General features: G+C 70.5%; 29 protein-coding genes and 1 pseudogene. 10 read left to right on the top strand and 20 right to left on the bottom strand.

The genetic code is table 11. The features are described from left to right. Positions 1 to 2,196, top strand: a 2,196-nt coding sequence (locus tag ACTT8P_RS17610; protein WP_442832598.1) for a LuxR C-terminal-related transcriptional regulator, incomplete at its 5' end; no start/stop codon positions are given. Positions 2,197 to 2,215: 19 nt separating this feature from the next. Here the strand turns inward: ACTT8P_RS17610 and ACTT8P_RS17605 are convergent. The 6 genes from ACTT8P_RS17605 to ACTT8P_RS17580 all read right to left on the bottom strand — a co-directional run bounded on the left by ACTT8P_RS17605 (position 2,216) and on the right by ACTT8P_RS17580 (position 11,243). Then, positions 2,216 to 7,477: a hypothetical protein gene (locus ACTT8P_RS17605; protein ID WP_442832597.1), complete on the bottom strand. Its 5,262-nt coding sequence runs from the start codon at positions 7,475 to 7,477 to the stop codon at positions 2,216 to 2,218. 85 nt (positions 7,478 to 7,562) lie between these two features. Continuing rightward, entirely contained in the window at positions 7,563 to 7,685 is a 123-nt protein-coding gene (locus ACTT8P_RS17600) for a hypothetical protein (RefSeq protein WP_442832596.1), read from the bottom strand. Positions 7,686 to 7,747: 62 nt separating this feature from the next. Beyond that, complete coding sequence (locus ACTT8P_RS17595) at positions 7,748 to 9,163, bottom strand: MFS transporter (protein WP_442832612.1); 1,416 nt, start codon at positions 9,161 to 9,163, stop codon at positions 7,748 to 7,750. A gap of 271 nt (positions 9,164 to 9,434) precedes the next feature. Beyond that, on the bottom strand, positions 9,435 to 10,211 hold the full coding sequence (locus ACTT8P_RS17590; RefSeq protein WP_442832595.1) for a hypothetical protein: 777 nt from the start codon (positions 10,209 to 10,211) through the stop codon (positions 9,435 to 9,437). A gap of 72 nt (positions 10,212 to 10,283) precedes the next feature. Next, the gene (locus tag ACTT8P_RS17585) at positions 10,284 to 10,406 is read right to left on the bottom strand and encodes a hypothetical protein (protein ID WP_442832594.1); all 123 of its coding nucleotides are present in this window, start codon (positions 10,404 to 10,406) and stop codon (positions 10,284 to 10,286) included. 534 nt (positions 10,407 to 10,940) lie between these two features. Then, positions 10,941 to 11,243: a hypothetical protein gene (locus ACTT8P_RS17580; RefSeq protein ID WP_442832593.1), complete on the bottom strand. Its 303-nt coding sequence runs from the start codon at positions 11,241 to 11,243 to the stop codon at positions 10,941 to 10,943. Between the two features lie 248 nt (positions 11,244 to 11,491). Here ACTT8P_RS17580 and ACTT8P_RS17575 point away from each other — a divergent pair, with 248 nt between their 5' ends. From ACTT8P_RS17575 to ACTT8P_RS17560, 4 genes are read left to right on the top strand one after another with little or no spacing between them, the layout of a single operon-like run. After that, entirely contained in the window at positions 11,492 to 11,893 is a 402-nt protein-coding gene (locus ACTT8P_RS17575; protein WP_442832592.1) for a hypothetical protein, read from the top strand. Then, on the top strand, positions 11,871 to 12,395 hold the full coding sequence (locus ACTT8P_RS17570; protein ID WP_442832591.1) for a DUF6879 family protein: 525 nt from the start codon (positions 11,871 to 11,873) through the stop codon (positions 12,393 to 12,395). Before ACTT8P_RS17575 ends, ACTT8P_RS17570 begins: the two co-directional genes overlap by 23 nt. 8 nt (positions 12,396 to 12,403) lie before the next feature. Then, positions 12,404 to 13,258: a helix-turn-helix domain-containing protein gene (locus tag ACTT8P_RS17565; RefSeq protein WP_442832590.1), complete on the top strand. Its 855-nt coding sequence runs from the start codon at positions 12,404 to 12,406 to the stop codon at positions 13,256 to 13,258. Positions 13,259 to 13,269: 11 nt separating this feature from the next. Then, positions 13,270 to 13,461 carry a DUF397 domain-containing protein gene (locus tag ACTT8P_RS17560; RefSeq protein ID WP_442832589.1) on the top strand — a complete coding sequence of 64 codons (192 nt, stop codon included), beginning with the start codon at positions 13,270 to 13,272 and terminating at the stop codon, positions 13,459 to 13,461. A 94-nt stretch (positions 13,462 to 13,555) separates the two neighbouring features. On the opposite strand, the pseudogene ACTT8P_RS17555 reads toward ACTT8P_RS17560, so the two are convergent. After that, a pseudogene (locus ACTT8P_RS17555) lies at positions 13,556 to 13,765 on the bottom strand (NAD(P)-binding protein); the annotation flags it as partial. 112 nt (positions 13,766 to 13,877) lie between these two features. Between ACTT8P_RS17555 and ACTT8P_RS17550 the strand changes: the two are divergent. After that, a complete protein-coding gene (locus ACTT8P_RS17550; protein ID WP_442832588.1) occupies positions 13,878 to 14,540 on the top strand; it encodes a pentapeptide repeat-containing protein in 663 nt (220 codons plus the stop codon). A gap of 28 nt (positions 14,541 to 14,568) precedes the next feature. Here the strand turns inward: ACTT8P_RS17550 and ACTT8P_RS17545 are convergent, their stop codons facing one another. Genes ACTT8P_RS17545 through ACTT8P_RS17530 form a run of 4 tightly spaced genes read right to left on the bottom strand, consistent with a single transcriptional unit; the run spans position 14,569 to position 18,454 of the window. Then, positions 14,569 to 15,762: an MFS transporter gene (locus tag ACTT8P_RS17545; protein ID WP_442832587.1), complete on the bottom strand. Its 1,194-nt coding sequence runs from the start codon at positions 15,760 to 15,762 to the stop codon at positions 14,569 to 14,571. A 57-nt stretch (positions 15,763 to 15,819) separates the two neighbouring features. Next, complete coding sequence (locus ACTT8P_RS17540; RefSeq protein WP_442832586.1) at positions 15,820 to 16,317, bottom strand: hypothetical protein; 498 nt, start codon at positions 16,315 to 16,317, stop codon at positions 15,820 to 15,822. A 34-nt stretch (positions 16,318 to 16,351) separates the two neighbouring features. Then, a complete protein-coding gene (locus tag ACTT8P_RS17535) occupies positions 16,352 to 17,722 on the bottom strand; it encodes a M1 family metallopeptidase (protein ID WP_442832585.1) in 1,371 nt (456 codons plus the stop codon). A 9-nt stretch (positions 17,723 to 17,731) separates the two neighbouring features. Further along, the gene (locus ACTT8P_RS17530; RefSeq protein ID WP_442832584.1) at positions 17,732 to 18,454 is read right to left on the bottom strand and encodes a helix-turn-helix domain-containing protein; all 723 of its coding nucleotides are present in this window, start codon (positions 18,452 to 18,454) and stop codon (positions 17,732 to 17,734) included. 232 nt (positions 18,455 to 18,686) lie between these two features. Between ACTT8P_RS17530 and ACTT8P_RS17525 the strand changes: the two genes are divergently transcribed. From ACTT8P_RS17525 to ACTT8P_RS17515, 3 genes are read left to right on the top strand one after another with little or no spacing between them, the layout of a single operon-like run. Beyond that, complete coding sequence (locus ACTT8P_RS17525) at positions 18,687 to 19,361, top strand: DUF4097 family beta strand repeat-containing protein (RefSeq protein ID WP_442832583.1); 675 nt, start codon at positions 18,687 to 18,689, stop codon at positions 19,359 to 19,361. A gap of 29 nt (positions 19,362 to 19,390) precedes the next feature. Next, positions 19,391 to 20,341, top strand: coding sequence for an ATP-binding cassette domain-containing protein (locus ACTT8P_RS17520; RefSeq protein WP_442832582.1), 951 nt, complete (start codon positions 19,391 to 19,393; stop codon positions 20,339 to 20,341). After that, the gene (locus tag ACTT8P_RS17515; RefSeq protein WP_442832581.1) at positions 20,338 to 21,129 is read left to right on the top strand and encodes an ABC transporter permease; all 792 of its coding nucleotides are present in this window, start codon (positions 20,338 to 20,340) and stop codon (positions 21,127 to 21,129) included. The genes ACTT8P_RS17520 and ACTT8P_RS17515 overlap by 4 nt, the downstream gene beginning before the upstream one ends. A gap of 288 nt (positions 21,130 to 21,417) precedes the next feature. Here ACTT8P_RS17515 and ACTT8P_RS17510 read toward each other — a convergent pair whose 3' ends face one another. The 8 genes from ACTT8P_RS17510 to ACTT8P_RS17475 form a co-directional block, all read right to left on the bottom strand. Continuing rightward, the gene (locus tag ACTT8P_RS17510) at positions 21,418 to 21,897 is read right to left on the bottom strand and encodes a hypothetical protein (RefSeq protein WP_442832580.1); all 480 of its coding nucleotides are present in this window, start codon (positions 21,895 to 21,897) and stop codon (positions 21,418 to 21,420) included. A 15-nt stretch (positions 21,898 to 21,912) separates the two neighbouring features. Next, positions 21,913 to 22,155, bottom strand: coding sequence for a DUF397 domain-containing protein (locus ACTT8P_RS17505; protein ID WP_442832579.1), 243 nt, complete (start codon positions 22,153 to 22,155; stop codon positions 21,913 to 21,915). Between the two features lie 332 nt (positions 22,156 to 22,487). Continuing rightward, a complete protein-coding gene (locus tag ACTT8P_RS17500) occupies positions 22,488 to 23,318 on the bottom strand; it encodes a helix-turn-helix domain-containing protein (protein WP_442832578.1) in 831 nt (276 codons plus the stop codon). Beyond that, positions 23,315 to 23,836: a DUF6879 family protein gene (locus ACTT8P_RS17495; protein ID WP_442832577.1), complete on the bottom strand. Its 522-nt coding sequence runs from the start codon at positions 23,834 to 23,836 to the stop codon at positions 23,315 to 23,317. The genes ACTT8P_RS17500 and ACTT8P_RS17495 overlap by 4 nt, the downstream gene beginning before the upstream one ends. Next, positions 23,820 to 24,029: a hypothetical protein gene (locus ACTT8P_RS17490; RefSeq protein ID WP_442832576.1), complete on the bottom strand. Its 210-nt coding sequence runs from the start codon at positions 24,027 to 24,029 to the stop codon at positions 23,820 to 23,822. Before ACTT8P_RS17490 ends, ACTT8P_RS17495 begins: the two co-directional genes overlap by 17 nt. Positions 24,030 to 24,213: 184 nt before the next feature. Then, positions 24,214 to 24,591, bottom strand: coding sequence for a hypothetical protein (locus tag ACTT8P_RS17485; protein ID WP_442832575.1), 378 nt, complete (start codon positions 24,589 to 24,591; stop codon positions 24,214 to 24,216). Between the two features lie 124 nt (positions 24,592 to 24,715). After that, positions 24,716 to 24,880 carry a DUF397 domain-containing protein gene (locus ACTT8P_RS17480; protein WP_442832574.1) on the bottom strand — a complete coding sequence of 55 codons (165 nt, stop codon included), beginning with the start codon at positions 24,878 to 24,880 and terminating at the stop codon, positions 24,716 to 24,718. A gap of 29 nt (positions 24,881 to 24,909) precedes the next feature. Continuing rightward, on the bottom strand, positions 24,910 to 25,308 hold the full coding sequence (locus ACTT8P_RS17475) for a MerR family transcriptional regulator (RefSeq protein WP_442832573.1): 399 nt from the start codon (positions 25,306 to 25,308) through the stop codon (positions 24,910 to 24,912). Positions 25,309 to 25,424: 116 nt separating this feature from the next. Here ACTT8P_RS17475 and ACTT8P_RS17470 point away from each other — a divergent pair, with 116 nt between their 5' ends. Next, positions 25,425 to 26,141: an SDR family oxidoreductase gene (locus tag ACTT8P_RS17470; protein WP_442832572.1), complete on the top strand. Its 717-nt coding sequence runs from the start codon at positions 25,425 to 25,427 to the stop codon at positions 26,139 to 26,141. A 6-nt stretch (positions 26,142 to 26,147) separates the two neighbouring features. Here ACTT8P_RS17470 and ACTT8P_RS17465 read toward each other — a convergent pair whose 3' ends face one another. Beyond that, complete coding sequence (locus ACTT8P_RS17465) at positions 26,148 to 26,897, bottom strand: transposase (RefSeq protein WP_442832571.1); 750 nt, start codon at positions 26,895 to 26,897, stop codon at positions 26,148 to 26,150. Positions 26,898 to 26,942: the final 45 nt, after the last annotated feature.

The raw sequence follows: 26,942 nt of genomic DNA, 5'->3' as shown, positions 1-26,942 counted from the left end.
GCGGACCGGACCTCCCTGGCCGCCGATGCGGACCGGACCTCCCTGGCCGCCGCCGCGGACCGGACCTCCCTGGCCGCCGATGCGGACCGGACCTCCCTGGCCGCCGCCGCGGACCGGACCTCCCTGGCCACCGACACGGACCGGACCTCCCTGGCCACCGACACGGACCGGACCTCCCCGGCCACCGACGCGGACCGGACCTCCCCGGCCACCGACACGAGCCGGCCCGCACCGACCCCGGCGCTGGACACCGCCGGCGACCCGGAGGACGCCGCCCTGCTCGCCGAGGCCACCGGTACCGATCCGGCCCGGGTCGAGGGGTGGCTGACCGCGATGACCCGGCTCGGTCTGCTGCGCCCCGACCCGGCCGGCCGGCCCCGCTACGCCCACCCCCTGCTGCGCGACGCCGTGCTCACCGGCTGGCCCACCGCCCGGCGGGAGCGCGCCCACCGGGTCGCCGCCGAGGCCCTGCTGCGCCGCGGCGGCCGGGTCGAGGCGGTCGCCCGGCACCTGGCGCGCACCCCGGCGGTCGGCCTGCCCTGGGCGCTGCGGGTGCTGCGCGACGCGGTGACCACCGCCGTCGACGAGGCCCGCCCCGCGGACGCCGTCGCCTATCTGCGCCGCGCCCTGGCCGAGCCGGTCCCCGACGACCTCAGACAGCGCATGCTGACCCAGCTGGGCTCCCTGGAGTACGCCGCCGCCGACACCCCCGCCGCCATCGCCCGCCTCGGCGAGGCCCTGCACCTGCCGGCCGCGCCCCGCGACCGGGTCCGTACCGCCATCGCCCTGGGCACCGCCCTGGCCGGCCGCGGCGAGGTCCGTACCGCGATCGGCGTACTGCGCCGCACCGAGGGCCACCTGCGCCAGGAACCCGGCCTGGCCCGCACCGCCCGGACCGCCGCCGCGCTGCTCTCCGAGCACGACCAGGCGCAGCGGCAGGAGGCGTACCGCCGGCTGGCCGAGGCCACCGACCACGCCCCGGAGACGGTCGGCACCGCCGGGCGGGCCCTGCTGGTCCGGTACGAGGCGTCGGCCGGGACACTGTCGGCGGAGGCGGCGATGAAACGGGTACGGGCGCTGCTCGCCGAGCCCGGCGACCCGCTGGCCGAGCCGTTCCTGCTGGGCACCGCCGCCGCGCTCGCCCAGTGGGCCGACGAACTCGACGAGGCCGAACGGCTGGTGGAGCGCGGCCTGGCCGGCCAGCACCCGAGCCTGCTGCACCCGATGCGGCACGCGCTGCTCAGCACCCGCGCCGACATCGCCGCCGCCCGCGGCGACCACCCGGCGCTCCTCGCCCACCTCGACGACGCCACCGTCCGGCGCACCCCGTGGGCCCGCAGCGCCCCCTTCAACACCGACGCGCACGCCCTGCTGGCGCTGGTGCACACCGGCCGCCTGGACGAGGCCCGGCGCTTCGCCGACGGCTTCGACCTGCGGCAGGCCCCCGACTCCTGGGAACTGAACCGGTTCCTGTTCGCGCGCGGCGCGCTGCGGGCCGCCGTCGGCGACCACGCGGGCGCGCTGCACGACTTCCTGGAGTGCGGCCGCAGGCAGGCCGCCCGCGAGGTGCTCAGCCCGGTCGTCACCCCGTGGCGCACGGCGGTCGCCGAATGCCGACTCGCGCTCGGCCGCACCCGCGAGGCACTCGACCTGGCGGCCGAGGAACTGCGGCTGGCCCGGGTGTGGAACACGCCCCGCACGGTGGGCCGGGCGCTGCGCGTGCTGGGCACCGCGACCGGCGGCCGGCACGGCCTGGACCTGACCGAGCAGGCGGTACGGGTGCTGCGGGACGCGCCGGTCGACACCGACATGGAGCTGATCGAGGCGCTGCTGGCCCGGGGCCGCCAGCTGATCGCGGCCGGCGACCGGGCCCGCGCCCGGGTCTGTCTGCGCGAGGCCGCCGAACGCGCCGAGGACAAGGGCGCGCTGCGGCTGCGCGGGCTGGCCCGGGACGCGCTGCGCGACGGCGGCGCCCGCCGGCCCGGCACCGACCGCACCGGCAGCGACGCGCTGACCGGCAGCGAGCGCCGGATAGCGGAACTGGCGGCGGACGGCCGGACCAACGCCGAGATAGCCGACCTGCTGCACCTGGCCCGGCGCACCGTGGAGACCCACCTCACCAGCACCTACCGCAAGTTGCGGATACGGCGCCGGATGGAACTGCGGGCGGTGCTGGGCCCGGCGGCGCGGGACTGAACCGGCGCCGGGCACCCCGTCACACGGCCCGCTCCTTGCCCTTGCCCTTGAGGTCCTTCTTCCTGACGTCGTCCTCCGCCGGTCCCCGCAGTTCCGAACCGAACCCGTTGCCCGGCCCGATCATCCGCTCGACCTCCGGCGCCGGCATCCGGATCACCACCGGCGTGGGCAGCGTCATGTCCCGGGCGGCCTTCCTGACCCGGTGCGTGCCCCGGTCGGTGACCTCGGCCACCACCCGCAGGTCCACGGTGAACTGCACCAGCGTCGAACGGGCCTTGGGCTTGAGCACCGGCATCGAACCGGAACCGCTCGCCGACATGTCGGCCGACCCGTCCGTACTGTCGTAGTTGAGCGTGCCCTGGTTGAGCCGGGCCTCCGGACTGACCAGGGTCGGGCCGAGCACCCCGCGCAGCGTCGACGACTGGTCGCCGGCGTGCTGCTCGTCGGACTGGGTGTGCCGCATCTCGCCGGGCCCGCTGGGCGCGATGCTCTCGAAGGTGAACTCCTCCTTGGGGTCACTGGTGCCCAGCACCCGCCCGGCCCGCAGCCGCGCGTGCACCCAGGCCCGCAGGTCCTGCCCCTGCGCCCCGGTGGCGTGCACCGGCGGCAGCTCCGCGCCGGAGGCGGCGAGCAGCGGCAGCGCGGAGGCCAGCCACTCGGTGGAGACCGCCTCCTGAAGGGTGTACGCGGCGTTCTCCCCCTTGTCCCGGTACCGGTCGCCGCCGCCGGCCGCCTTGACCGCGTCGAGCACCAGCTGCCGGGCCCGCGGCGCCCCCTTGAACCCGTTGACCTGCGCGGCCAGCGGCAGCCGGACACCGCGCGCGTGCCAGCCCTCCTGCGCGGTGTCCACCGAGTCGTCCCGCTCCAGCACGAAGCTGACGTTCTCGACCTTCCGCGTCGCCTCCAGATCTGCCGCCGGGGCGCGGAACTCCATCTCGTGGTAGCCCAGCGGCGCCGTGGTCAGCGGCGCCGCCGACCCGGCCCGGAAGATCTCCAGTTTGGCGTCGATCGGCAGCACCATCTTCACCATCCGGCTGGACCCGTGCCCGACCACCTTCATGCCGACCTGGGAGCGGGACGACGTACCGTCGCGCCGCTGGCCGGCCGAGGCGACGCCGGGGCCGGTGGCCGGACCGACGCTGCGCACCGGTCCGGCGCCGTCCTCGGGCTTGGCCGAACCGGCGAAGACGCCCTCCGCGGCGTACCCCTTGCTCTCCTCGTGCGCGGCCGAGTCCTGGGCGACGGCGGAGGTGATGTACTCCATGTCCCGGCCGTCCCCGGCCAGTCCGGCGGACCGGCCGTCGGCCTTGCGCTGCACCGAGAACACCGCCCAGTACGGCGTCTTGCGGCCGTTGTACAGCGGCACGGTGACCCCGCCGTCCATGGCGCTGGACATCAGCCCGGCGGCGCCGTCCCGGCCCAGCACCTGGGCCAGCCGCAGCACGTTGTCGAAGGGGTCCTTCAGCAGCTGGGTCGGCAGCAGTTCCGCGGCGAGGTCCTGGTCGACCCGGGCCAGCCGGTCGCGCGCGTCGTCCAGCAGCGGCAGGAAGTCCGGCACGTTGCCGAACATGCCGAGGCCGAGCGGCAGGTCCCGGGCGAGGGTGTGGTCGGTGGGCGGGGTGAAGCCGGCCGCCTCGGCCCCGGCGTCCCGGGAGCCCTCCCCGGCCCGCTGCTTGCCGGCCCGCGTCAGCCTGGCCCCCGTGCCGCCCGTGCCGCCCTTGTCTCCCTTGCCTGTCTCGGAGACGGCCGGCAGCTTCAGCTCCTCCCGCGCCGACGCCGGCAGTTCGATGCCGGCCGTGCGCAACTGCTGGGCCGTCATCCACACCAGCGCCTCGCCGGGCAGCGTCCGCCCGGCCGAGGAGACGTAGGGACCGCCGAACGTCACCTTCACCTCGGCCACCATGTTGACCAGCAGGTCGGCCCGGACCAGGTAGAGCTGCTGGTCGCGGGAGGTGTGGGCGTTGCGCTCGATGCTGCCGGCCACCGTCCGGGCGCCGCTGTCGCCCGCGCTGGTGGTGCGGGAGCCGGAGACGCCCTGCGCGAGGCGCCAGTCGGTGCCCTGCTCCACGCCGGTCACCCCGCCCTGGTACATCGTGGACGTGCCCTTGCCCTGCTGCCCGGTGGCCTGGTGACCGCCCATGACGAACGTCTCGGTGCCCGCGCCCTTGCCCTCGTGCACCACCTTGGCGTTGGCCAGCCCCAGCCGGGTGCCCACCGCGCCCTGGAGGTCGGCGAGGCGCCGGGCGTGGTGCAGGTCCTGGACCACCCACCCGGAGGACACGGCCTGCCGCAGCGCCGCGCTGATCGAGTTCGCGCTGAACCGGTCCTCGATGGTGCGCCGGGGCGCCAGCCCTTCCGCCGCCAGGGCGGTGTCCTTGCGGTCCGTCTTCGCCCCGCTCGCGTCCCGGGTCTTCTCGTTGCGGGCGGCGGCCTTGGCCAGCAGGTCGAAGGCGAGGTCGCGGACGGCGGCGCCGTCGCCGACGCTCTCCACCAGCGTCCAGTCCCGCACCCCGCCGCCGCCGGCCGGCTGCGGGGCCAGCCGGACCAGGTCCCCGATGCCGCCGGCCGTCAGGTCCCGGTGCACCGGCGCCGGCCGCTCGCCCGCGCCGGCCGCGTCGAACGCCTCCTTCTGCTGGTCGTCCATGGTGAACGCCCGGGGCGTGTACAGCCGTACGTCCTGCTCGTCCAGGGCGAACCCGGGCAGCTCCTCGGTGCGCGGGTCGTCCCGGCCCAGGGAGCCGAAGGAGGTGGCCCGGCCGTACTTGTTCTGCAGGGTCGCCGTCCTGATCCGCACCGACAGGGTCAGTGGCGCGGTGAAGGCGCTGGCGGCCTCCGTCTTCTCGTTGCCGTTGGTGAGCACGTCGGTGCGGGTGACGGGGCCGGCCTGGTTGCGCCGGGAGCTGATGTGCTGTTTGTCGCGGCGGGCGCCGAGGGTCAGCACGGCGGGCACCACCCGGAGCTGGCCGACCAGTGAGTAGCCGATCGTCCGGGAACTGCTGCGGCCGCTCAGCCCGCTGCCGCTCACCCCGGAGTGCGAGCGCACCAGCCAGTCGTCGAGGTCACCGTCGTAGGAGGTCTTCCCGACCGAGCCGGTGACCTGCACCTCGACGTCGTAGTCGTGCAGGGTGCCCTTGCGGCGCAGCGGCACCCGGATGCCGGAGGACAGCAACTGCTCCTTGTTGGCCGACAGGTTCTCCTGGGACAGCTTCTCGACCAGGTCCCGGTAGTTCTGCCGCTGGAGCTCGGCCTCCTCCTTGGTCGCGTACGCCGCCTTCTTGTCGTCGCCGAAGGCCGGCAGATAGCCCTTGAGCCGGTCCTCGGCGAACTCGCTCTGCAGCCTGGTCAGCAGCGGCCCGGTGTCCAGCCCGGTGAGGACCACGTTGGCGCCGGCCGCGCCGTGCACGAGGTGCCGCTCGGCCCGCGCCTCCTCCTCGCTCTGCCCCTCTTCGGGCGCGTAGTCGAGGACCTCCTCTTCCTCCGGAACGGTTTCCAGAGCCTTGCCCTTCCCCTTCCCCTCCGCCTGCGCCCGCTCGGCGGCCTTCCGCCTCGCGTTCTTCTTCGCATCCCGCGGGAACGGCTTCTTGACCTCGACGTCGGGCGGCAGTTCCAGCCCGAGGGCGGCGGCCTCGTCGGCCCGCAGGGTCAGCCACATGTACATCTGGTGGGTGGCGACCCGGCTCTTCTTGGCGAGGATCATGTCGGAGGTGCGGGTGCCGGTGCCCTCGGCGGTCAGGTTCACCGCCGCCAGGTAGAGCACCTTCTGGCCCTTGATCTCCGCTCCCCGCCGGGTGGCCGCGGTCTGCTCGTGCCCGGTGAAGTGCTGCTTGCGCAGGCCGGCCAGCAGCATCGCGGTGGTGCGCAGCACGGCCACCTGGCCACTCGGGCCGAGCCCGAGGGCGGGGCCGACGCCGCCGGACACGTTCCGGCCCTTGCTCTGGTTGGAGGTGGCCGAGTCCTGGGTGTGGTCGAAGGCGCGCAGCGCGGTCTTGCCGCCCGCCCAGGCCGGCGCCAGCCGGGTGATCTCGGCCCGCATCCGGTACGCGCCGGTGGTGTGCGGGTCCTTGGAGGGCATGTCCTCGCTGAACACGCCGTCGCCCAGCATCCGCGGCAGGTCCTCGGCGACGGTGGCCGGGGCGGTCGCGGAGTACAGCGCCGCCCGCCCCGGGCTGCCGGGCGCGGTGATCGCCGGGTGCAGCACCGAGGCGACCTTGTCGAACAGTCCGCCGCCGCCCTCGTGCGACTCGGCCGGGTCCACCGCGGCGACCGCGGCCAGCGAGTCGGCGGCCTTCACCCGCCCCGCGGCCCGGGTGCCGAGCGCCTTCGGCCGCGGGTTCATCGCGGCGCCGGGCGGCACCAGCTGCTCGGTCGGCACCTTCTGGTCCAGCTCGCCGTCGCAGCGGTCGTACGTCGGCCCGTCGCCGTCGTGCGCCGCGACCCGCACCGCGAACCGCACCATGCGCGGTACGTGCACCGACCCGCTGTCGCTGCGCAGCACCCGGCCCTTGGTGGTGGTCTTCAGCCGGCGGTACTCCTTGGACGACTGCCACAGCTGGGTGCCGCCGGACACCGCGAACCCGGCCCACAGCGGCCCGGCGGCCGGGAACAGCACGAACACCATGCCGCCGACGCCGCCACTGCGGGCGTCGCCGGTGCCGCTGCCGGTGGCCCGGTTGGACAGCCGGTGGGCGTCCATCTTGGTGGCCTTGCCGAGATCCGCGCCGTCCGCCGGCAGCTCCGCGTGGATGGCCTGCTCATCGGGGTGCGGGCCGATGGAGACGGTGACGTCGTAGGACTTCTTGCTGCCCTTGACGCCCTCCACGGTGAACGAACGGCCCGGTCCGAAGAACGAGTCCGGCCGCCCGGTCAGCTCCTTCACGATGGCGGCGACCGTGCCGCCCTCGTGCCCGACCCGGTCCTTGATGACCTGGCGGACCGAGTCCTGCCCGGATCGCAGCAGGGTGGTGGACAGCCCCGGCGCCTCCAGGTTCAGCAGGTAGGGCGGCAGCGTGACGGGCGTCAGCGCGGTGTCGGTCGCACCCCCGCCCCCACCCGAGACATCGGCGGTGTTCGCCACCGCCGTACCGCTGCTGCCACCGCTGCTGCTGCCCGAGTGCAGGGCCTGCACGACGGCCGCGTTGCCCGCGCTGCGCTGGAGCGCGAGCAGCGAGCCCGGCCCGGGGCCGCCGCCGCCCGCCGGGCGCGGGCGTGGCGCCGGGGCCGCCGAAGGGGTCCGCTGCCGGGTGTCGGCCTGGTGGTCGTCCGCCGTCCGTTGTCCTCGCACGCGCGTCAGCGTATGAACGACGGAAGCGGCACAGGGGGCCTGAACGGCGCCTGGAAAAGATCGTCGACGGACCCTCAGCCGACGTTCAACTACCGTGCATCATGCCGCCCTTGACAGCGCGCGTACGTCGCAGCAGTCGGCCCGTCTCCAGCCGGGCACCGTCCGGCGGCCGGCCGTCCTCGACGTCCCACAGGGTGCTCTCCAGCACCCGGCCCAGCGTCCAGGCCCGGGCCGCCGGCGCCGGGCGGACCCCGGTAACGGACGCCGCCGTCACCCCGCCCCCGCCGCCACCCCTCGCTTGGGCGCCCGAGCCGTCACCATCACCCCCGCGATCAGCCCCGCCAGCAGCATCACCCCGGCCGCCACCCAGATCGCCACCGTGTAGCCGTGCACGATGCCCTCCCGCAGGACCAGCGCCCGCTGGGAGGGGTCGGTCAGGTGGGATGTGACGTACGCCGTACTGCTGGTCGTGGCGATGGTGTTGAGCAGTGCCGTGCCGATCGAACCGCCCACCTGCTGCGAGGTGTTGACCGTCGCCGAGGTCACCCCGGAGTCCCGCGCGGCGACCCCCGCCGTGGCGGTCGCGAACACCGGCATGAAGGTCAGGCCCATGCCGAGCCCCATCAGCACCAGCGCCGGCAAAATCTCGCTGACGTACTCCGAGTGCACGGTCATCCGGGTCAGGATGACCATCCCGGCCGCCGCCAGGATCATCCCCGGCACCATCAGCGCCCGCGGCGGCACGTGCTGGAGCAGCCGCGCCGAGATCTGCGTCGACCCGACGATGATCGCCACGGTCAGCGGCAGGAACGCCAGCCCGGTCCGCACCGGCGAGTAGCCGAGGATGACCTGGAGGTAGTACGTCATGAAGAGGAACAGGCCGAACATGCCGATGACCGCCAGCATCATCGTCAGGAAGCAGCCCGCGCGGTCCCGGTCCCGGACGATGTGCAGCGGCAGCAGCGGGCTAGGCGCCCGGTTCTGCCAGAGCACGAAGGCCACCAGGAGTACGACGGCGGCGGCGAAGAATGCCAGGACCAGCGCGTCGGTCCAGCCCCGCGACTCGGCCTCGCTGAACCCGTAGACGAGGGCCACCAGGCCCCCGCAGCCCAGCACCACCCCGGGCACGTCGAGGCGGGCGCCGGAGTGGCCGGGCCGGTCGTGCAGGAGGACCAGGGCGCCGATCACGGCCACCGCGGCGATGGGGATGTTGACGTACAGGCACCAGCGCCAGTTCAGGTACTCGGTGAGCACCCCGCCGACGATGAACCCGATCGCCGACCCGCTGCCGGCCAGCGCGCCGTAGATGCCGAACGCCTTGCCGCGCTCCTGGGGATCGGTGAACGTCGTCGTCAGCAACGACAGGGCGGAGGGGGCCAGGACGGCGGCGAAGACCCCCTGGAGGGCGCGGGCCGCGAACAGCATCCCGGCGCCGCCCGCCGCGCCGCCGAGCGCGGAGGCCACCGCGAACCCGACCAGCCCGATCAGGAAGCTGCGCTTGCGGCCGATCAGGTCGGAGATCCGCCCGCCGAGCAGCAGCAGTCCGCCGAAGGCCAGGGTGTAGGCGGTGATCACCCACTGTCTGTTCCCGTCCGAGATGCCCAGGTCGCGCTGGGCGGAGGGCAGCGCGATGTTCACGATGGTCGCGTCCAGGACGACCATCAGCTGGGCCAGCGCGATCACCACCAGGGCCCACCAGCGCCGGGGGTCGGTGTCCGAAGTCACTCGGACAGAACACCACGGATCGGTATGTTCCGCACGCGCAGTGCGGCGGCCGGAGGCAGGTGGAGGACAGTTCGTGTGCCGTCCGGGCGCTTTTGCGGTATCGCCAGGACGCGCTGGATCAGCAGGGCGTGTTCCGGGCAGCGGCAGGCGGCATGGGCGAAACAGCCCGTCGTCCACGGCAGCGGCCTTCCCATCCGCGGTGTCACTCGTCACGTCAGTCATCAACTGCCGCTCACGGTCCGGGGGTTGCATCGCACACCGCACGGGCCCAGGTGACCGTGTCCCGGCTGGTCCGGGCCGCAAGCTGCACCATGCGACGGACGTCGGGACGCGGCTGATGCCATTCGTTCTGTGGGATCTCGACTCGTCGTGCGACCGGGCACGCCGCCATGAAGTCCGCGAACTGGAGATCGCACCACGGAGGGACCCACGCCCCGGACCGGCACAGGAACACCGCGCTGAAGACCACGCAGGGCGCCCGTCCGGTGTCGATGGTCATGCTCACGGGGATCAGCGGGTGCTCACTCGGCCGGCTCATGGACTCGCGCCACGGCGGGAAGTGCACGAAGACCTGGGAGCCGTTCCAGTAGTGGGCGAGCAACCAGTTCTCGGCGCTGATCCGGCCCCCGCGCTGCCACTCCTCGAACGTCCGGTGGTTCTGCGGGTATCCGCAGTCGTGGTGAGCGTCGTACAGGTGCACCCGTTCCCACGGTCCCTCGCCCCCTGCGTTGGACGGGAAGACCTGGCTGGCCCACGCGTTCGAGTCCGCGTAGAAGAGGGTGGCGTCAGGGGCGATGTCGAAGCGGCTCCAGAAGCCAGAGAAGCCTTGGCATTGGGGTAGTGCAACTCCCGCCTCGATGAAGGCGCGAACCCGTCGAAGCCAGATCGCCTCGACGTGTACGGCGTCTTCAGCGACGGGCCACGCGTACAACTCCGGGTGATCACCAAGCGGGGCGCCGGCCGTGGGAGTGGGGAAGAAATAGTCCCAGTCGATCACCAGAAGATTCATGTGCGACCTATCGGGTGGAAGAGTCCCCCGACCGCTGACGGCCGGGGGACTCTCGTCAGAGGGAGAGGCGGGTCAGACGGGGTGGCCGGGGGAGCCCGAACCGCCGTTGCCGTCGCCGTCCTCGATGTCCTTGTTCTTGTCGTCCTCGTAGCCGCGGACGGTAGCCCTCCTGCTGAGTGCTTCCTTGAGTGACATGGCTTCTGCCTTCTCCTCAGGGGCGACCGAGGGGGACGTCCCTCGGCCGTACTGCACTTGCGGGGTCATAAGGCCGCGACAGGCCCATCAGCAACCGTCGTGGCCGTGGGGTGATTGCGACGCGGCTGAGACAGGTCCTGGCACGGCGCTCCCGTGTTCGCAGGCGTGGACGGGCGCCTGCTCTCCGTCGTGCTCGATGGGTCGATGGGGCCGATCCACAGTGACAAGTGGTCGACGCATCACGCCGACTTGCGCTGTCCCCGACACCGGTAGCACCGACAGGGCGGGTAAGACTGCAGAATTTCGGGCGCCTTGAGCGGAGCGACCTCGTGCATGGGCCGGATCTCCGTACGGTTGCCTTCGCGGTCCACTCGGTAGACCTGGAGTGTCATGGCCATGTGCGTACCTTGTCCGTCTGCGTCCTGCGCTCGGCCTGGCCGTAGCCGGTATCCGGCGTGCTGAAGACGCCGCATGCCAGGGCCGCAAGCAGCGCGATGAGTACCACCACGTAGGCGGCCTGTTGTGCTCGGGGACTCACGGTCTTTCGACCCCGTTCAGCTCCGCCCAGATCCAGAGCAGGCGGCGGGTAAGGCGCGCCGCGTTGCGTATTTGGACGAACGCGTTGAAGACGGACGCGACGTTGGCGGGACGCCCGACGGCGTCGAGCAGGACGTATGCCTCGCGGACCAGGTCCAGCACCACGGGGTCGTGGTCGGCGCCCAGGTCCTCACCGAGGAGCAGGGCGAGTTGCTCGTAGATCAGGCCGGCCCGTGCGGCGAGGGCTGCGCGAGTCGAGGTGTTGAGCTGTATGGCCAACGCCTCGTTCGTGCTCTTCATGATCGCTTCTATGTCGATGGGCTCGTTGCCGACTGCCGGACCTCGGTCTTCGGTCACGCTTGCCACCACGCTTCTCCCCTCCGTGCCCTTGGGTGGGTACGGGTCCAGAAACGAACGTAGAGCGGTCGGCGCCCAATCCCCAAGAAGATTGCGCGAGTTTGCAGCATGTCGATTGACGCCTTCGGATGACCCAGCGACTATCGATGCATTGCGCAATCTGGCGCAAGGGAGCGGACGGGAGACCACGCGTGAAGCTACGGTTCCTTGGAAAGAACTCCACCCCAGGAGACAGCCCCACCCTGTACGCGAGCGACCAAGGCAGCTACGTCATCCAGGGTTGGAAGGTGTACGCCAACGAACTGCTGATGCAACTCGACGTTCCCGAAGGGCAGACCGCCATCGAGGTGCCGACCGAACTGTTCGAGCACCTGACCAAGGACGGTCACACGTCCGGCGAGCTCAGGAAGTTCGTCGACCCCGTCGTGATCGTCACCGCACAGGGAACATGCGTTCTCCAGGGATCGGAAGTGCACGACCCCGAGGCCCTGAGCCAGATGCGCATGCCTGACTATGAGACCTGCATCGAGGTGCCCAAGTCCTTGATCGCGGCCCTACTGGAGGAAGACAGTGGACCTGATCACTCCCGCTGAGCGCGACAGGCTGTTTGACAGCTTCAAGCGCGACGCCTTCCACCTGGAGTTGAGGGACGACTATGGGTCTCCCATCGAGAACACGCCCTACGCGCGCTGGCAGAGGGGCGAGCCCGATGACCTCACCTGGCTCGACTCCTGGATGGCGCTGATGAAGCGTGTCACGAGCGCGGGGAAGACTGTCCGACGAGTCAGAGTGATCAGCGAGCCGCACTCCGAGTACGTCACTTGGGAGCACTCACTGACGAGGCTCAACATCGAGGCCGGCGAAGACATCCGTTGGCTTCCGCGGCATCTGCTGCCGGAAGGGACAGCCCTTCCACTGCGAGGAAACGACTGGTGGCTGTACGACGACCGGCTCCTTGCCGTGGGGCACTTCGATTCTGAGGGCCGTGTGCTCGGGTCGGAAATCGTTGAAGACCCTGACACCGTGACGGAGTGTACTCGCCTGCGCGATCTCCTCTGGGCAGTCGCGGTCCCGCACGCCGAGTACAGCGTCTGACCCCATCAGTGAGCTCCCAAGCACAAGAAGCACGCGAGGCGCTGGGCGCCCGGCTGCGTGGATTCCGCAAGGACGCGGGCTTCATGAGCGGCCGGGCGCTCGCGCGTGCGCTCGGCTGGCAGGAATCGAAGGTCTCGCGTCTCGAAAATGGCAAGCAGAATGCCAGTGAAGAAGACATCAGGGACTGGTGCACTGCGACCGGGAACTCGGACCAGATTGATGACCTGATCGCCACCGTGCGTCATATTGACGAACTATGGCTTGAATGGCGCCGTCAACTCGCGACCGGGGCCGAGAAGAGGCAAAAAGCAGCCCTACCGGTCTACTCCAAGACCAAAATCTTCCGCATCTGGCATCCCACGCTGATTTGGGGGACGCTTCAGACTGCGGAGTACGCCGCTGCGACCTTCCAACAAGTCCGGGACTTCTACGAGATCCCCGACGACATCGAAGCCGCCACGGAAAAGAGGCTGGAGAGACAGCAATACCTCTACAAGGGTGGCAGAATCTTCAACGTGCTACTGGCTGAGCAGGCGCTCTACACCAACTTCGGCGGCCCCGAGGTCATGAGGGGTCAACTTGACCGCCTGCTGGCTGTTATGCGACTTCCTAGACTCAGCCTTGGCGTCATCCCGCGGTCAGCGCCAACACGCATCTGGCCCGGCAACTCCTTCTCCATGTTCGATGAAAGGCTCGTCCTTGTCGAGACGTACTCGGCCGAGTTTTCGGTGACTCAGCCGAGAGAGATCGATCTATACACTAAAGCTTTTGCGCTTTTGAAGCAGTCGGCGGTCTACGGAGCCTCCGTTCGAGACCTCATCCTTGCGGCGATTCAACACTACGACCAAATATCGGCAGATTAGGGGACTTTCAATTGCCCATTCAACCGAACTGGCGTACCAGTTCGCATACGGAGACGACGAACTGTGTAGAGGTGGCAGACAATGATCCCACCAGGGTGTTGGTCCGAGACACGAAGAACAGGGACTACGGCTACTTGACCCTCAATACGGCCTCATGGGGCCGGTTCGTTGAGGCTACGAAACGACGCGACCTGGAAAGGTGACTGGGGCGCACCCCCGAAGCGAGGGTTCAACTCTCAGATGCAGGGGTTATTCCTTTACTCCTGGCCTCTCGCGCGGGGATATCGGGGCTCCGGCCCGCGCCCTCGCGGCCGGGACGGTGGGCAGGGCGGGCGCCGGGCCGCGCTCGCCCTCGCGCAGGGCGGTGTCCAGCGCATGGACGCCCGCCGCACGTACGGCGGTCCGGACCTGGGCCTCGTACACGGTGACCCGGGCGCCCGCCTCGGCGCCGGTGACCGCGGCGGTCAGGCCGGCGAAACCGCCGCCGACGACGGTGATGCGGTGCATGCGGTACTCCCTCCTCGTCCTTCCCGTTTCCCTTCCCCCCTACGACGTCCGGGGCGCCCATGCTGTGACAGGGCGTTGTCACGTTGTCAGTGCCGGGGTGCAGCATGGGGGCATGACGGTTACGAAGGTGAAGGCGGCCCGGCGCCCGGAGCTGCGGCTGCCGCCGCTGACGGCGTACGCCGGCGGGGGGCTGGCACCGGACGGGGACTACGACGGACTGGACGTCCGGGACGCCGACCTGACCGGGCAGGACGGCGCGGGCGCCCGCTTCATGGACTGCGCGCTGACCGGCTGCGTACTGGAGGGGACATCCCTGCGCAACGCCCGGCTGCTCGACTCGGTCCTCACCGGCGTGCGGGGCGTGGGCACCGACCTGTCCGGGGCCACCCTGCGCGACGTGGAGCTGGTCGGCGCCCGGCTCGGCGGCACGCAGCTGCACGGGGCGGTGCTGGAGCGGGTGGTGATCCGCGGCGGCAAAATCGACTTCCTGAATCTGCGCCGGGCCCGGCTCAAGGACGTCGTCTTCGAGAGCTGCGTGCTGGTCGAGCCGGACTTCGGCGGCGCCCGGCTGGAGCGGGTGGAGTTCGTGGACTGCGCGCTGAAGGAGGCGGACTTCAGCGCCGCCGTCCTCGTCGACGTCGACCTGCGCGGGGCGGCGCCGCTGGAGATCGCCCGGGGCGTGGACCGCCTGACCGGCGCGGTGATCAGCCCGGGGCAACTGCTGGACCTGGCCCCGGTGCTGGCGGCGGAGCTGGGGCTGCGGGTGGTGGCGTGAGCGGGTGTGGTGGCGTGCGCGGGTGTGGTCAGTCGGCGGTGGCCGGGACGGCGGCCGTGCCCCGTCCCGCCCGTCTGCTCAGCAGCGCGAGGGCCAGCGTCACGGTGACCGATCCGGCCGCCATCAGGGTGATCGCCGTGGCCGGGGAGGTCAGTTGGGCCACCGTGCCGGCCAGGACGGCGCCGACCCCCTGCATGGCCGCCATGCCGGTGACGTGCAGGCCGAGGGCCTGGCCCGCGAGGTCGTCGGGGGTGAGGGACATCAGGCGTTCCAGGAGGACCAGGCTCGCGGCGAAGCCGACGGAGGCGACGGTGACCGCCACGGCCGACAGCACCACGCCCGGCCGCAGGAAGAAGCACAGATAGGGCGCAGCCAGCAGCAGCCGCAACGGCGTCGCGAGCCGGCGCCGCACCGCGGGCGGCACCAGCCGGCCCACCGCCAGATCACCCGCGAACATGCCCAGCGCCCCGCACGCGTACAGCGTGCCGGCGGCCTCGGGAGCGTAGGGGACGTAGAGCGAATCACCGCCCACCACCAGGCCGTTGGGCACCCACAGCCCCAGGTAGGCCAGGCGGCGCGGGCCCGAGGACCACAGCAGGGCGTTGACCCGCCAGGTCGCCGCGACGGACGGCCGCCCCTCGGCGCGGGCCGGCCGGGCGGTCAGCCCGAGCCGGGTGACGACGGCCGCCAGCACGTACAGCGCCGCCGCGAGCAGCAGACAGCTGCGCGGCGACAGCACCGCCAGCAGCGCGCCGCCGGTGGCGAACCCGGCCATCTGCGTCAGACCCCAGAGCATGTTGTACACGGACCGCCCCAGGACGTACCCGTCCTTGGTCAGGATCTCGTTCATCAGCCCGCCCCGCACCCCACCGCCCAGCGCGGCGACCAGCCCCTGGAGCAGCACGACCACGAACACCGCCCCGACCGGCAGCCCGGGCAGCGCCAGCACCCCCGTACCGGCCGCGAAGGCGAGCGAGATCCCGGTCAGCACCGCACGCGGCGGCAGCCGATCGGCCCCCGACAGCAAAAACGCGCCCCCGAGCAACTGCGCGAGCTGCGGCCCGAACGTACTCACCGCCGACAGGAACGGCGACCCGGTGGCCCGGAACACCAACGTGCCCAGCGCCAGCCCACCGATGGTCTGCGCGGCGGCGGAAGCGGCGAAGGAGAGCAGGAACGGGGTGAACTCCGGGGTGCGGAACAGAGAGCGGTAGCTGCGCATGCGCAGCAGTCTCGGGCAACCGCCGGGTCCAGGACCTGGGTTCGGCCCAAGTCCGGTCTAGGTTCGCGGAAACCGCGCCTGGAGCGTCCAGATCGCCGGATTGTCGCCCAGGTCCTCGTGCAGGTCGGTCAGGTCGGCGAGCAGGTCGTGCAGGAAGTCGCGGGCCTCCCGGCGCAGGGCGGTGTGGGAGAAGGAGAGCGGGGGTTCGTCGGCGGGCAGCCACTCCGCGTCGATGTCCACCCAGCCGAACCGGCGTTCGAACAGCAGTCGGTCGGTGGACTCGGTGAAGTCCAGTTCGGCCCGCTGCGGCCGGGCCGCCCGGGAGCCCGCCGGGTCCCGGTCCAGCCGCTCCACGATGTCGCACAGCGCCCAGGCGAAGTCCAGCACCGGCACCCATCCCCAGGCGGTGGAGATCTCCCGGTCGGCCTTGGTGTCGGCGAGGTACACGTCCCCGCAGAACAGGTCGTGCCGCAGCGCCCGCACGTCCGCCCGCCGGTAGTCGGTCTGCGGCGGGTCGGGGAAGCGGTTGGCGAGGGCGTAGCCGATGTCGAGCACGCCCCGATGGTGTCATGAGCGGGCGGTACGCCGGTCAGGGCCGGTCCGGTCTCCCGTCCCCGCGCAGCCACCGCGCCCACACTGCCCCGAAGTCCTCGTCCGGCAGCCGTTTCTCCACGTACGCGGTGAAGTCGTCGGTGTCCGCGGTGCCGTGCCGGTGTGCCGCCGCCCAGCCGCGCAGCAGGGCGCGGAAGGCGGTGTCACCGGCCCGCTGCCGGATCTTGTGCAGGACCATCGCGCCGCGCTGGTACACCGGCGCGGCGGTGAGGTGCGCCGCGTCCGGCGGATCGGCGGGCGGGAACGCCCAGACCACGTCCTGCCGGTAGGTGGCTTCGAAGATCTCCTGCGCGCTGTCGCCGCCGTGGTCCTCCTGCCAGAGCCATTCCGCGTACGTCGCGAAGCCCTCGTTCAGCCACATGTCCCGCCAGGTCTTCGGCGTGACGGAGTCGCCGTACCACTGGTGGGCGAGTTCGTGGACGAGCAGCACGATGCCGGGGACGCCGGGGAAGACGGGCCGGTTCTGGGTCTCCAGCGCGTAGCCGATGTCGGACGGCCGGTCGACGATCGCCCCGACGGAGGAGAACGGATACGGGCCGAAGAGACCCTCGGCCCAGTCGACGACCTCGGGAATCCGCTTCAGCACGGCCTCGCTCGCCGCCGCCTGGGTCGGGTCGACGGCCGTGTACACCGGGAGCCCGTCGTCCGTACGGGAGCGGTCCGTGCGCCAGTCGCCGATGGCCACCGTGGCGAGGTAACTGGCCATCGGCTCGGTGGTGCGCCACGTGAAGGTGGTCCGGCCGGCGGTGGTCCGCTCGCCGGCCGGTTCCCCGTTGGAGACGGCGCGCAGTCCCTTCGGCACCGTGACCGCGATGGCGTAGGTCGCCTTGTCGGAGGGGTGGTGGTTGCCCGGGAACCAGGCCATCGACCCCACCGGCTGGCCCAGCGCCAGCGCGCCGTCGGCGGTGCGCAGCCAGCCCTCCTTCGAACCGTCGGGATCGGTGATCGCCTCGGGTGCGCCGCCGTAGCGCACCGTCACCCGGAACCTGTCGCCCTCGCCCAGGCCGTCCCGCGGCCGGACGGTCAGCTCCTGCCCGGCGCGCTGGTACCGGGCGTCCCGGCCGTCGACCGTGACGCCGTGCACCCGCATCCCCTTCAGGTCCAGGTCGAACGCCGACAGGTCCGCGGTGGCCCGCGCGGTGAGCGTCGCCGTACCGCTGAGGCGGTGGCTGTCGGGCTGGTAGGACAGGTCGAGGTCGTAGTGCGTGACGTCGTAGCCGGCGTTGCCCGCCTTCGGGAAGTACGGGTCGCCGGCCCCGGAACCGCCGGGCCCGCCGTGCGCCCCGCCGCACGCGGCGAGTCCCAGGACGGCGGCGGTGACCACGACGAGCGGGCGGGGGGTGCGCACGCCGCGATCCTACGAGCGCGACGGGCTCCTGGTGTGGAGCACCTCGCGGCCCTGTTCCGCGGCGCGGGTGATGCTCTCGCCGACGAAGTCGAGGAACCGGGCGATGTTCTCCAGCCGGTCCGCGGCCGGGGTGCCGGGGCCGAGGACGCCGACGCCCTGCCGTGAGACGTCGATGACCTGGACCAGCGCCCGGGCGCTGGCGACCATCGCCTGGTACCAGATGTCGTCGTCGACGACGTACCGGTCGCGGCGCCGCTCGTCCCGCTCCCGGCGGACCAGCCCCTGGCTCTCCAGGAACGTGATCGCCTTCGAGACCGACGCCGGGCTGACGCCGAGCCGCTGGACCAGCTCGGCCGCGGTGAGGCTGCCGGTGTCGGTCATGTAGAGGGCGGCCTGCACCCGGGCCATCATCTTGGGCGTGCCCGCCCGCATGAGGACGGTGGTGAACATCTCCTCGTACTCGCGCACCGCCTCGGCGTCGCGTCCGTGCGGCTGCGGGGACACCGCCGGCCCCTGGACCGCGGGCTGCCTGCGCCGCTGGGTACGGCGCTCGGTGGCGCGGTGGGCGAGGTCGGCACGGTAGGCGGTGGGGCCGCCGTTGCGCGTCACCTCGCGGGTGACGGTCGAGGTCGGCCGGTCGAGCCGCCGGGCGATCTCGGCGTAGGCGAGCCCGTCGGCCAGCCCCAGCGCGATCTGCTGACGTTCCTGCTGAGTGAGCCTGCCGCCCGGCATCGGGATCTCCTTCGTGGTCAGTGGTGCGCCCCACCCTAGCGTTCGATTCAGTCCATTGCAACGAAGGGGAGAGCTGTCGTTGCGTTACATTCCTCTCCATTGCAATGATTTAGCTGCTCTGACCTGCTAGGAAAGAGCAGATATGCAACAAGGGCGTTGCCAGATCATCGAACGCAACGTAGCTTTTCCACTGTCGGAAACAAGGAACGGCACGCATACCGAGGAGCACCCCATGCAGAAGTTCGCCACCCCCGCCCCCGTCTCCGCCGTCCTGGACCTCCCCGGGGGACGCGTCCGGTTCATCGCCGCCGACCGGGCCGACACCACGGTCGAGGTGCGGCCGGCCGACGCCTCGAAGGGCCGCGACGTGAAGGCGGCGGAGCAGATCACGGTCGAGTACGGCGACGACGGCGTCCTGCGCATCGCGGCCGCCCCGGCGAAGAACCGGGTCCTCGGCCCCGCCGGCGCCGTGGAGGTCACCGTCCAGCTCCCCGCCGGCTCGCACGTCGCGGCGAAGGCGGCCGCCGCCGAGTTCCGGGGCGTCGGACGGCTCGGTGACGTCACGATCGAGGGCGCGCGGGGCCCGGTCAAGCTCGACGAGACCGCGACCGCCCGCCTCACCGCCCTCGACGGCGACATCACGGTCGGCCGGCTGGGCGGCTCCGCCGAGATCAGCACCCAGCGCGGCGACCTCCAGGTCACCGAGGCGCTGGGCGGCACGGTCACCCTGCGCACCGAGTCGGGCGGCATCTCGGTCGGCGCCGCCCGCGGGGTGTCCGCCGCGCTGGACGCAGGCACCGGCCACGGCCGGATCCACAACGCGCTGCAGAACACCGCCGGTGCCACCGCCGGCCTCAGCATCCACGCCACCACCGGCCACGGCGACATCACCGCCCGCAGCCTGTAAATCCACCACGTACCCAGGGGGGACCCCACATGACCAGCCCGGCCATCACGGCCCGCGGACTGCGCAAGTCCTACGGCGACCAGACCGTCCTCGACGGCATCGACCTGACCGTCCCCGAAGGCACCGTCTTCGCCCTGCTCGGTCCGAACGGCGCCGGCAAGACCACCGCCGTCAAGATCCTCTCCACCCTCGTCACCGCCGACGCCGGCGACCTGCGCGTCGCCGGGCACGACATCGCCACCGCCGCCCAGGCGGTGCGGGCGGCGATCGGTGTGACCGGCCAGTTCTCCGCCGTGGACGGGCTGATCACCGGTGAGGAGAACATGCTCCTGATGGCCGACCTGCACCATCTGCCGAGGGCGGAGGGACGGCGGGTCGCCGCCGAACTCCTCGCCCGGTTCGATCTCACCGACGCGGCGAAGAAGCCGGCTTCCACCTACTCCGGCGGTATGAAGCGCCGTCTGGACATCGCGATGACCCTGGTCGGCAGCCCGCGGATCATCTTCCTGGACGAGCCGACCACCGGCCTGGACCCGCGGGCCCGGCACGGCATGTGGCAGATCATCCGGGAACTGGTCACGGGCGGCGTCACCGTCTTCCTGACCACCCAGTACCTGGAGGAGGCCGACCAGCTCGCCGACCGCATCGCGGTCCTGAACGACGGCCGGATCGCCGCCGAGGGCACCGCCGACGAACTGAAGCGACAGATCCCCGGCGGCCACGTACGGCTCCGCTTCTCCGACCCGGTGGCCTACGGCAAGGCCGCCGACGCCCTGCCCGGAACCACCCGCGACGACGACGCGCTGGCGCTGCGGATGGCCAGCGACGGCAGCCAGCGGGAGCTGCGCGCGATCCTCGGCCGGCTGGACACGGCCGGCATCGAGGCCGACGAACTCACCGTGCACACCCCCGACCTCGACGACGTGTTCTTCGCCCTCACCGGCGACACCACCGACGCAGCCAAGGAGACCGCCCGATGAGCACCCTCGCCCTCGCCGTCCGCGACTCGACCACGATGCTGCGCCGCAATCTGCTGCACGCCCGCCGCTACCCCTCCCTCACCCTCAACCTGCTGCTCACCCCGATCATGCTGCTCCTGCTCTTCGTCTACGTCTTCGGCGACGTGATGAGCGCGGGCATCGGCGGCGGGCAGGCCGACCGCTCCGCCTACATCGCCTACCTGGTCCCCGGCCTGCTGCTGATGACCATCGGCTCGACCACGATCGGCACCGCGGTCTCCGTCTCCAACGACATGACCGAGGGCATCATCGCCCGCTTCCGCACGATGGCCATCCACCGCGGCTCGGTGCTCATCGGGCACGTCGTCGGCAGCGTGCTCCAGTCGGTGGCCAGCGTGCTGCTGGTCGGCGCGGTCGCCGTGGCCATCGGCTTCCGCTCCACCGACGCCACCGCCCTGGAATGGCTGGCCGCCTTCGGCCTGCTCGTCCTCTTCGCCCTGGCCCTCACCTGGATCGCCGTCGGCATGGGCCTGATCAGCCCGAACGCCGAGGCGGCCAGCAACAACGCCCTGCCGCTGATCCTCCTCCCCCTCCTGTCCAGCGCCTTCGTCCCGCTGGACGCGATGCCGGGCTGGTTCCGCCCGATCGCCGAGTACCAGCCGTTCACCCCCGCCATCGAGACCCTGCGCGGCCTGCTCCTGGGCACCGAGATCGGGTCCAACGGCTGGCTGGCCCTCGCCTGGTGCGTCGGCCTGGCGGTCCTCGGCTACTTCTGGTCGGCGGCGAAGTTCAACACCGACCCGAGGTGACGGGTCACCGGACGGAACACGTCCCGGGCGGGTGTCAGCGGCTCAGCGCCGCGGCACCCGCCCGGGCGTACTTCTCGTCCAGGCCGCCGGAGGGGTCGCCCGCGACCGCGATGCCCCGCCCCCGGCGCAGGCACTTCGCGAGCCCGTCCGCCGGGGGCGGTTGAGGATGCCGATCACTCGCGCCCGGGATCGGCCTCTCTCCGGCCCCCGGAGGTGAAGGAACAGTGCCTGCTGCCGCGAGGGGTCCCTCGAGGACTCCCGACCCTCCGGGGACTCAAGCCGGGTCCCTCACCTCATCACCTGTCCAACCGGGCAGCCCAGACCGGTCCGCGACCGGTTCGGTGAGCAGGTCACCACGGCCAGGTGCAGGTAGGCGGGGCGTTCGAGGTAGAACCCGTACGACACGTCCGCGCCTGTTCCCAGCCGCACGGCCGCGGACTCGACGCGTGCGGCCAGGCGCGGTGCGTCCCGGTCGTGGACGGACAGGAATCGCCGCTCGTACTCGTCCATCCGGTCCCCGAGCCACGCCGCCGCCGCTTCGGCTGTCACCCACGTGCCCCGGACCAGGGAACGCGGCTTGACGAGCCAGTACGCCGCCTCCAGCGGAGGCAGGACGCAGCCGGGAAACCCGGCCACCACCTCCTGATGACGCTGGACCAGTTCGGGCCTGCTGCCCACGGGCGGCGGATCGGGATGCGCAGGCCGCCGCAGCGCCTCCTGATCGAAACGCTGCTTCGGGCCGGCCCAGAGATAACCGTGGTGGTGCACAGCCGTTCCGCTCCCTCAGCACGGCGAGCGATGCTCAGCTCTCGAAACCGAACCGTGCGGTACGACACCGGCCGCGTCCAACTCCTCCGTGGTGAACCGCAACGGCGCGAGGTCCGGCCGCTTGCTGTCACCGACGGCCCAGACGCCGGCACCGATCCGGGCGAGCGTCACACACCCTTCCGAACAGGGCCCGCCGCACGCCTTCACGAACGAGGCGCCGCTGATGTCGAGGGCGTAGAGGTCGGTTTCGTTCTGCATCACTGTGCCTTCCTGTTCGAGGACGGTTCTGTAAGAGGCGCGACAGAGAGGCGCGTGTTCACGGTGTGTGCTTCCGCCCGATGCCGACGCAATCTCACATTGGCGTCTGAAATGGCGCTGTAATCATTCTTGGAGCGGGCGTTCTTCCGGCTCACACACATGCCGAGACATACGCTGCACCCGGGCACTGCGCTTGCTTCTGGAGGCAGTTCCAGCGGGACATGACTCCGCGACTGCTCTGTGTCAATCATGGGTCCTCCGGTCTTGTGTTTCGTCCATGATGGACCGGAGTGCGAGCCCTGCCGGGCTTTATTCTTGTTCTGAATTAAAGATCACCGGTAAGCGGCTGCCCATATCCGAAGCAAGATTCTTGCTTCTTCATCGAACTTGGCGTGATGCGCGAACAGCGAGAAAATAGACAGGTGCTCGGAGATGTCACGTGGATCTCGGAAGACCATGCGGCCTGTGAAGCTTTCGACAGTGGCGAGTCGACTGTCGTACACCGTGAACGTGTTCATCGGGCCACGAGGCATGAGCGTTCCCGTGGGGATGACGCCGATGCGGATGTTCGGCAAGTGAGAAAGCGACACGAGACGGTCGATCTGCATGGCCATGGCCGGACTCGGGACGATGGCCCACCTTGCCGCCTGTTCGGTGAGGAGGAAGGTGAAGGTCTTCGACATGTCATGGAGGGCGGCCTGGCGCTCCAGTTTGCGAGCCACGATCCTGGAGGAATCGCCGGGAGTGTGCACCAGGCTGGCGCGGATGAACTCCGGCGTTGCCAGCAGACCCGTGATCATCGAGGGTAGGAAGTACCGGATTTCTGTTGCCTCAGCCTCCAGCGAAGCCAGCTCCGTCTGCCGTTTCTCGGGTCCGCGACGCCAGGACGAGCGCTTGTTCTGCCACTCGGTGTTCGCGACGCGGGCAAGAGCCGTGAGTTCAGACACTACTTCCGGTGGCGCATCAATTGCACGGAGGATGCGCTCGACGTCCACGAGCGTCGGTGTCTTCTTGCCCGTCTCGAACTTGCTGATCTGACTTTGGGACATGTTGCAACGCCGAGCGAGCCGGTCTCCTGTGAGGCCGGCTCGCTTGCGCAGCGCGCGGAGTTCTTCCGCCAGGTCAGCCCGGGACTGGCCCAGTCGCTCAGGCTCGAACGTCACCCGTATTCTTTCACATACTCGGTGAACGGTACGGAGTGTGTCAGGGCGATGCGCCTCCATTCCAAGTAGGGAGTGACGTCGCCTGTGAACAACTCGCGGTTGATCTGCGTGCCGTCAGCCCGAAAGTTCAGGTGGACTATCTTCGACTCATCGAACATCCACCAGTCAGTACCTGACAGTGGAAGTCCATAGTCGCTCCGCGTCACGTCCAGGATGCGAACGTCTTCCCCTGCGTCGATGTTTCCGGGAATACCCCAAGCGAACTGATAGCGCTGGTAGTCCGTCAGAGGTTGTCGGACTACCCGTACCCGGCCGATGGTGCGCCCCGAGGTAACGAAACCGCGCACGCGCTCGTGCCACCGCACATTGTGGTCAGCGGGCTTCGGTTCCCCGCGAAAGAAGCGAGCGATGTTTTCAGCTTCTCTCGGCATGGTGTATACGGGCTGGGCCTCGAAGCGCCAAGCATCCTGTGCGTAGGCGTCAAAGGTGCTTCGCCATGCGTCACCATCCAAGAGCACGGGCAGCCTCCTTGAGGACCGTCTCGGGGATTTCCACCAGGGCCTCGCCTTCCGGTGGTTGGAAGATGTCGGTCCGGGCTCCCTGAATAACGAGGGAACCGTTGTTTGTGCGGTAGATGTTGGGACAGTCGTCGTCGTCACACTCCGGTCCGCCAACGTTGCCAGTCAACCGAGTCAACTCACCGCGCGCCACGATGCCACCTCTCGTTCAGTCCTGATCAGGACCGCAGGGCATCGACGGTACGGAGCGCATTGCTCCTCGTCCACGTCGACCCCGAATTATTCCCGTTCCGGCATGAACAGGTTCGGGGTCGTCCTGCCTCCAGTTCAATAGCCGACCGTTGGGGGCCTCGGGACCGGCGACTGACGCGCGCGCCTCAGAGACGCTCGCCCCTGCTCGGTGGTTCCGGAGGATGCGCTCCGCCGCCGTCCTTGACGTCCTGTTCGTTGGGGATCAGCGGCACCCCGGTGACCTTCCCGGGCCGCTCGATGTCGAGCCAGGCGTCCCCCGTGGGGTCACCGCTCGGCCCGAACGCCTCGGCGGCGTAGACCGTCTCACAGCCCAACACCACGCGCTCCTTGTCCACCGCGCAGGCGTCATCCGCGACGTCGGACGTCTCGTCGGCGCCAGCGAAGCGGTAGCGGAAGTGGACCTGGTTGCCTTCGGAGGGCGTCTGCGGATGGGGCTCAAGGCGCCAGTCGACGACCGCTGCGGTAACGCCGAGGAGTTGCCCGTATATGTCCTCGACCTCCACGCTGACACCGGCGGCACCGCGTTCCGCGGTCGTGTCGGTGCACTCCCAGAGGGACGAGCAGCCGGACAGGGAGAGAACAGCCAGAGCCAGCGGGGCAATGGTCCGGCCTCGCGCGGCAATCACTTCAGGTGACCGGTCGCATGTGTGCCAGGAAGTCTTGCCACACGAGGGAAGGGAAAGAGAGGACGGCTCCCGCAGAGTCCTTGGAGTCACGGAGCGTTTTCAGCGTGGCCACTGATCGGGTGACGGGATCGGTTCTCGTAACGCACGAGGCTCCCGTGCCGTCCACCACATGGCTTCCTGGCAGGAGAAGGACGTCTACGGGGCGGAACTTCTTGCGGCTGCCTGGTCGAGTGTGGCCGGACACGAGTCGGAGTCCGGGTGTGTGGCGAGGGCGATCAGGGCGTCGAGGCGTTGGCCCGCCGCCTGCAACTCGGCGATCTTCGCCGTCGTGCGGGCACGTTCGTCAAACAAGCGCGCCAGCAACTCGGGACCGACGTGGCGTGCATCGATAGCCGGCAGGAGTGAGGCGATCACGCGGCTGGTGAGCCCGGCTGTGTAGAGCTCGCGGATCAGTCGTACACGATCCTCGGCTGACTGCGGGTAGACCCGCTGTCCTCCTGCCGTGCGCGAGGAACGCAGCAAGCCCTGCTCCTCGTAGTAGCGCAAAGCGCGCGTACTGACGCAGGCCCGGTCGGCCAGCTCTCCGATACGCACTGTGACTCGCCCCTCGCTCTGCGGTGTCCGACTTGCCTTTGACGTTGACGTCAAGTTCTAGCGTAGGCGCGAAGGGCGGGAGCAATCGCCGTCCTCCGCCCGATGAAAGGATGATCATGGACATTGCTGGTTCCACCGCGCTCGTGACCGGAGCCAACCGGGGCATTGGCAGGCGCTTCGTTGACGAATTGCTCGCGCGCGGAGCCGAGAAGGTCTACGCGGCGGCCCGCAGCCCAGAGACGATCACCGCGTCCGACCCCCGCGTCAGCCCGCTGTACCTGGACCTCCTCGACGAGAAGTCGATCACGGATGCGGCCGCCGTCGCACAGGACGTGACACTGCTGGTCAACAACGCTGGCATCGCCACGGGAGCCAACTTGCTGACCGGCGACCTGGACGACGTCCGGCGGGAACTGGAGACGCACCTCTTCGGCACCCTCCGCGTCATCCGCGCCTTCGCTCCGGTTCTGGCCACCCACGGCGGCGGAGCGATCGTGAACGTCCTCTCCGTACTGTCATGGGTCGCCACCCCCCAGGGTTCGGGCTCCTACTCCGTGGCCAAAGCCGCCGAGTGGAACATGACCAACGGCGTACGCGTCGAGCTCGCCGGACAGAAGACCCTTGTCCAGGGTGTCCACCTGGGGGCAGCGGACACCGACATGATGGCGGGCACCGACGCCCCCAAGATCGATCCCGTCGACGTCGCACGCGCCAGCCTTGATGGTGTGCAGAGCGACTCCCTCGAAGTGCTGGTCGACGACCCCAGCCGCTTCGTCAAGGCGGCCCTGGCCGGCGACCCGGCACAGCTGTACGGCCCTGCGCCCGCCAAGTGAGCCTTCTCAGCGTTGCCTCTCCAGCGTGAGTACGGCTCTGGTGATGACGGTCATGCGGTTGGGGCTGATGCGGGATCGTCGGAAGATCTGCCAGGTCTTCAGGCGTGCCATGCCGCGTTCGACTGGAGCTCGGGCTTGGGCGAGGGCGCGGTTGACGGTGCGCTGGGTAGGGGTGAGCTCCCCGCCGGGCGGTCGCCTGATCCCGGTGGTGGCCCAGGGGCTGGCGCCTTGGTAGGCGCGGTCGGCCAGGACGGGGACACCTTGTCGCTCGCAGATTCGGATGATGCGGTGGGTGCGGGCCGCGGTCAGGTCGTGGGTCCGCCCTGGCAGGGCGGGTGAGATCCACAGGACCCTGCCGCTGGGGTCGGTGACGACTTGGACGTTCACCCCGTGGCGGCGGTGCTTGGCCGAGTAGTCGGCGCGACTGTCACCGACGCGGTCGCATTCGGCGAGGGTCCCATCCAGGAGTACGAATTCAGGGTCTTCCTCGCGCAATGTTTTCAGTAGGCCAGGAGCGCGGTCGGCGAGCATACCTGCGACCGAGGTGACGTAGGCGTGGGCGGTGCCGACGGATATCCCGAAGCCGGCGGCGATGTGGGCGAGGGTGTCGTGACGATGCAGGTACACAAGCGCGACGAGCGCACGCTGGTGCGGCGGGAGCTTGCAGCGGCGGTCGCCTTCGCGGGTGACGATGAGCATCGTGACCCACTCGACCAGGGCGTGAGGCAGATCGAGTGCGGCAGGATAGGGAACCAACGAGGCTCCTGCGCCGATGGGTTGATACTTCGAACATCTTCCTCA

Source organism: Streptomyces sp. JW3, from assembly GCF_052216785.1.
Classification (GTDB): domain Bacteria; phylum Actinomycetota; class Actinomycetes; order Streptomycetales; family Streptomycetaceae; genus Streptomyces.
This window is presented reverse-complemented; position numbering and strand designations above follow the sequence as displayed.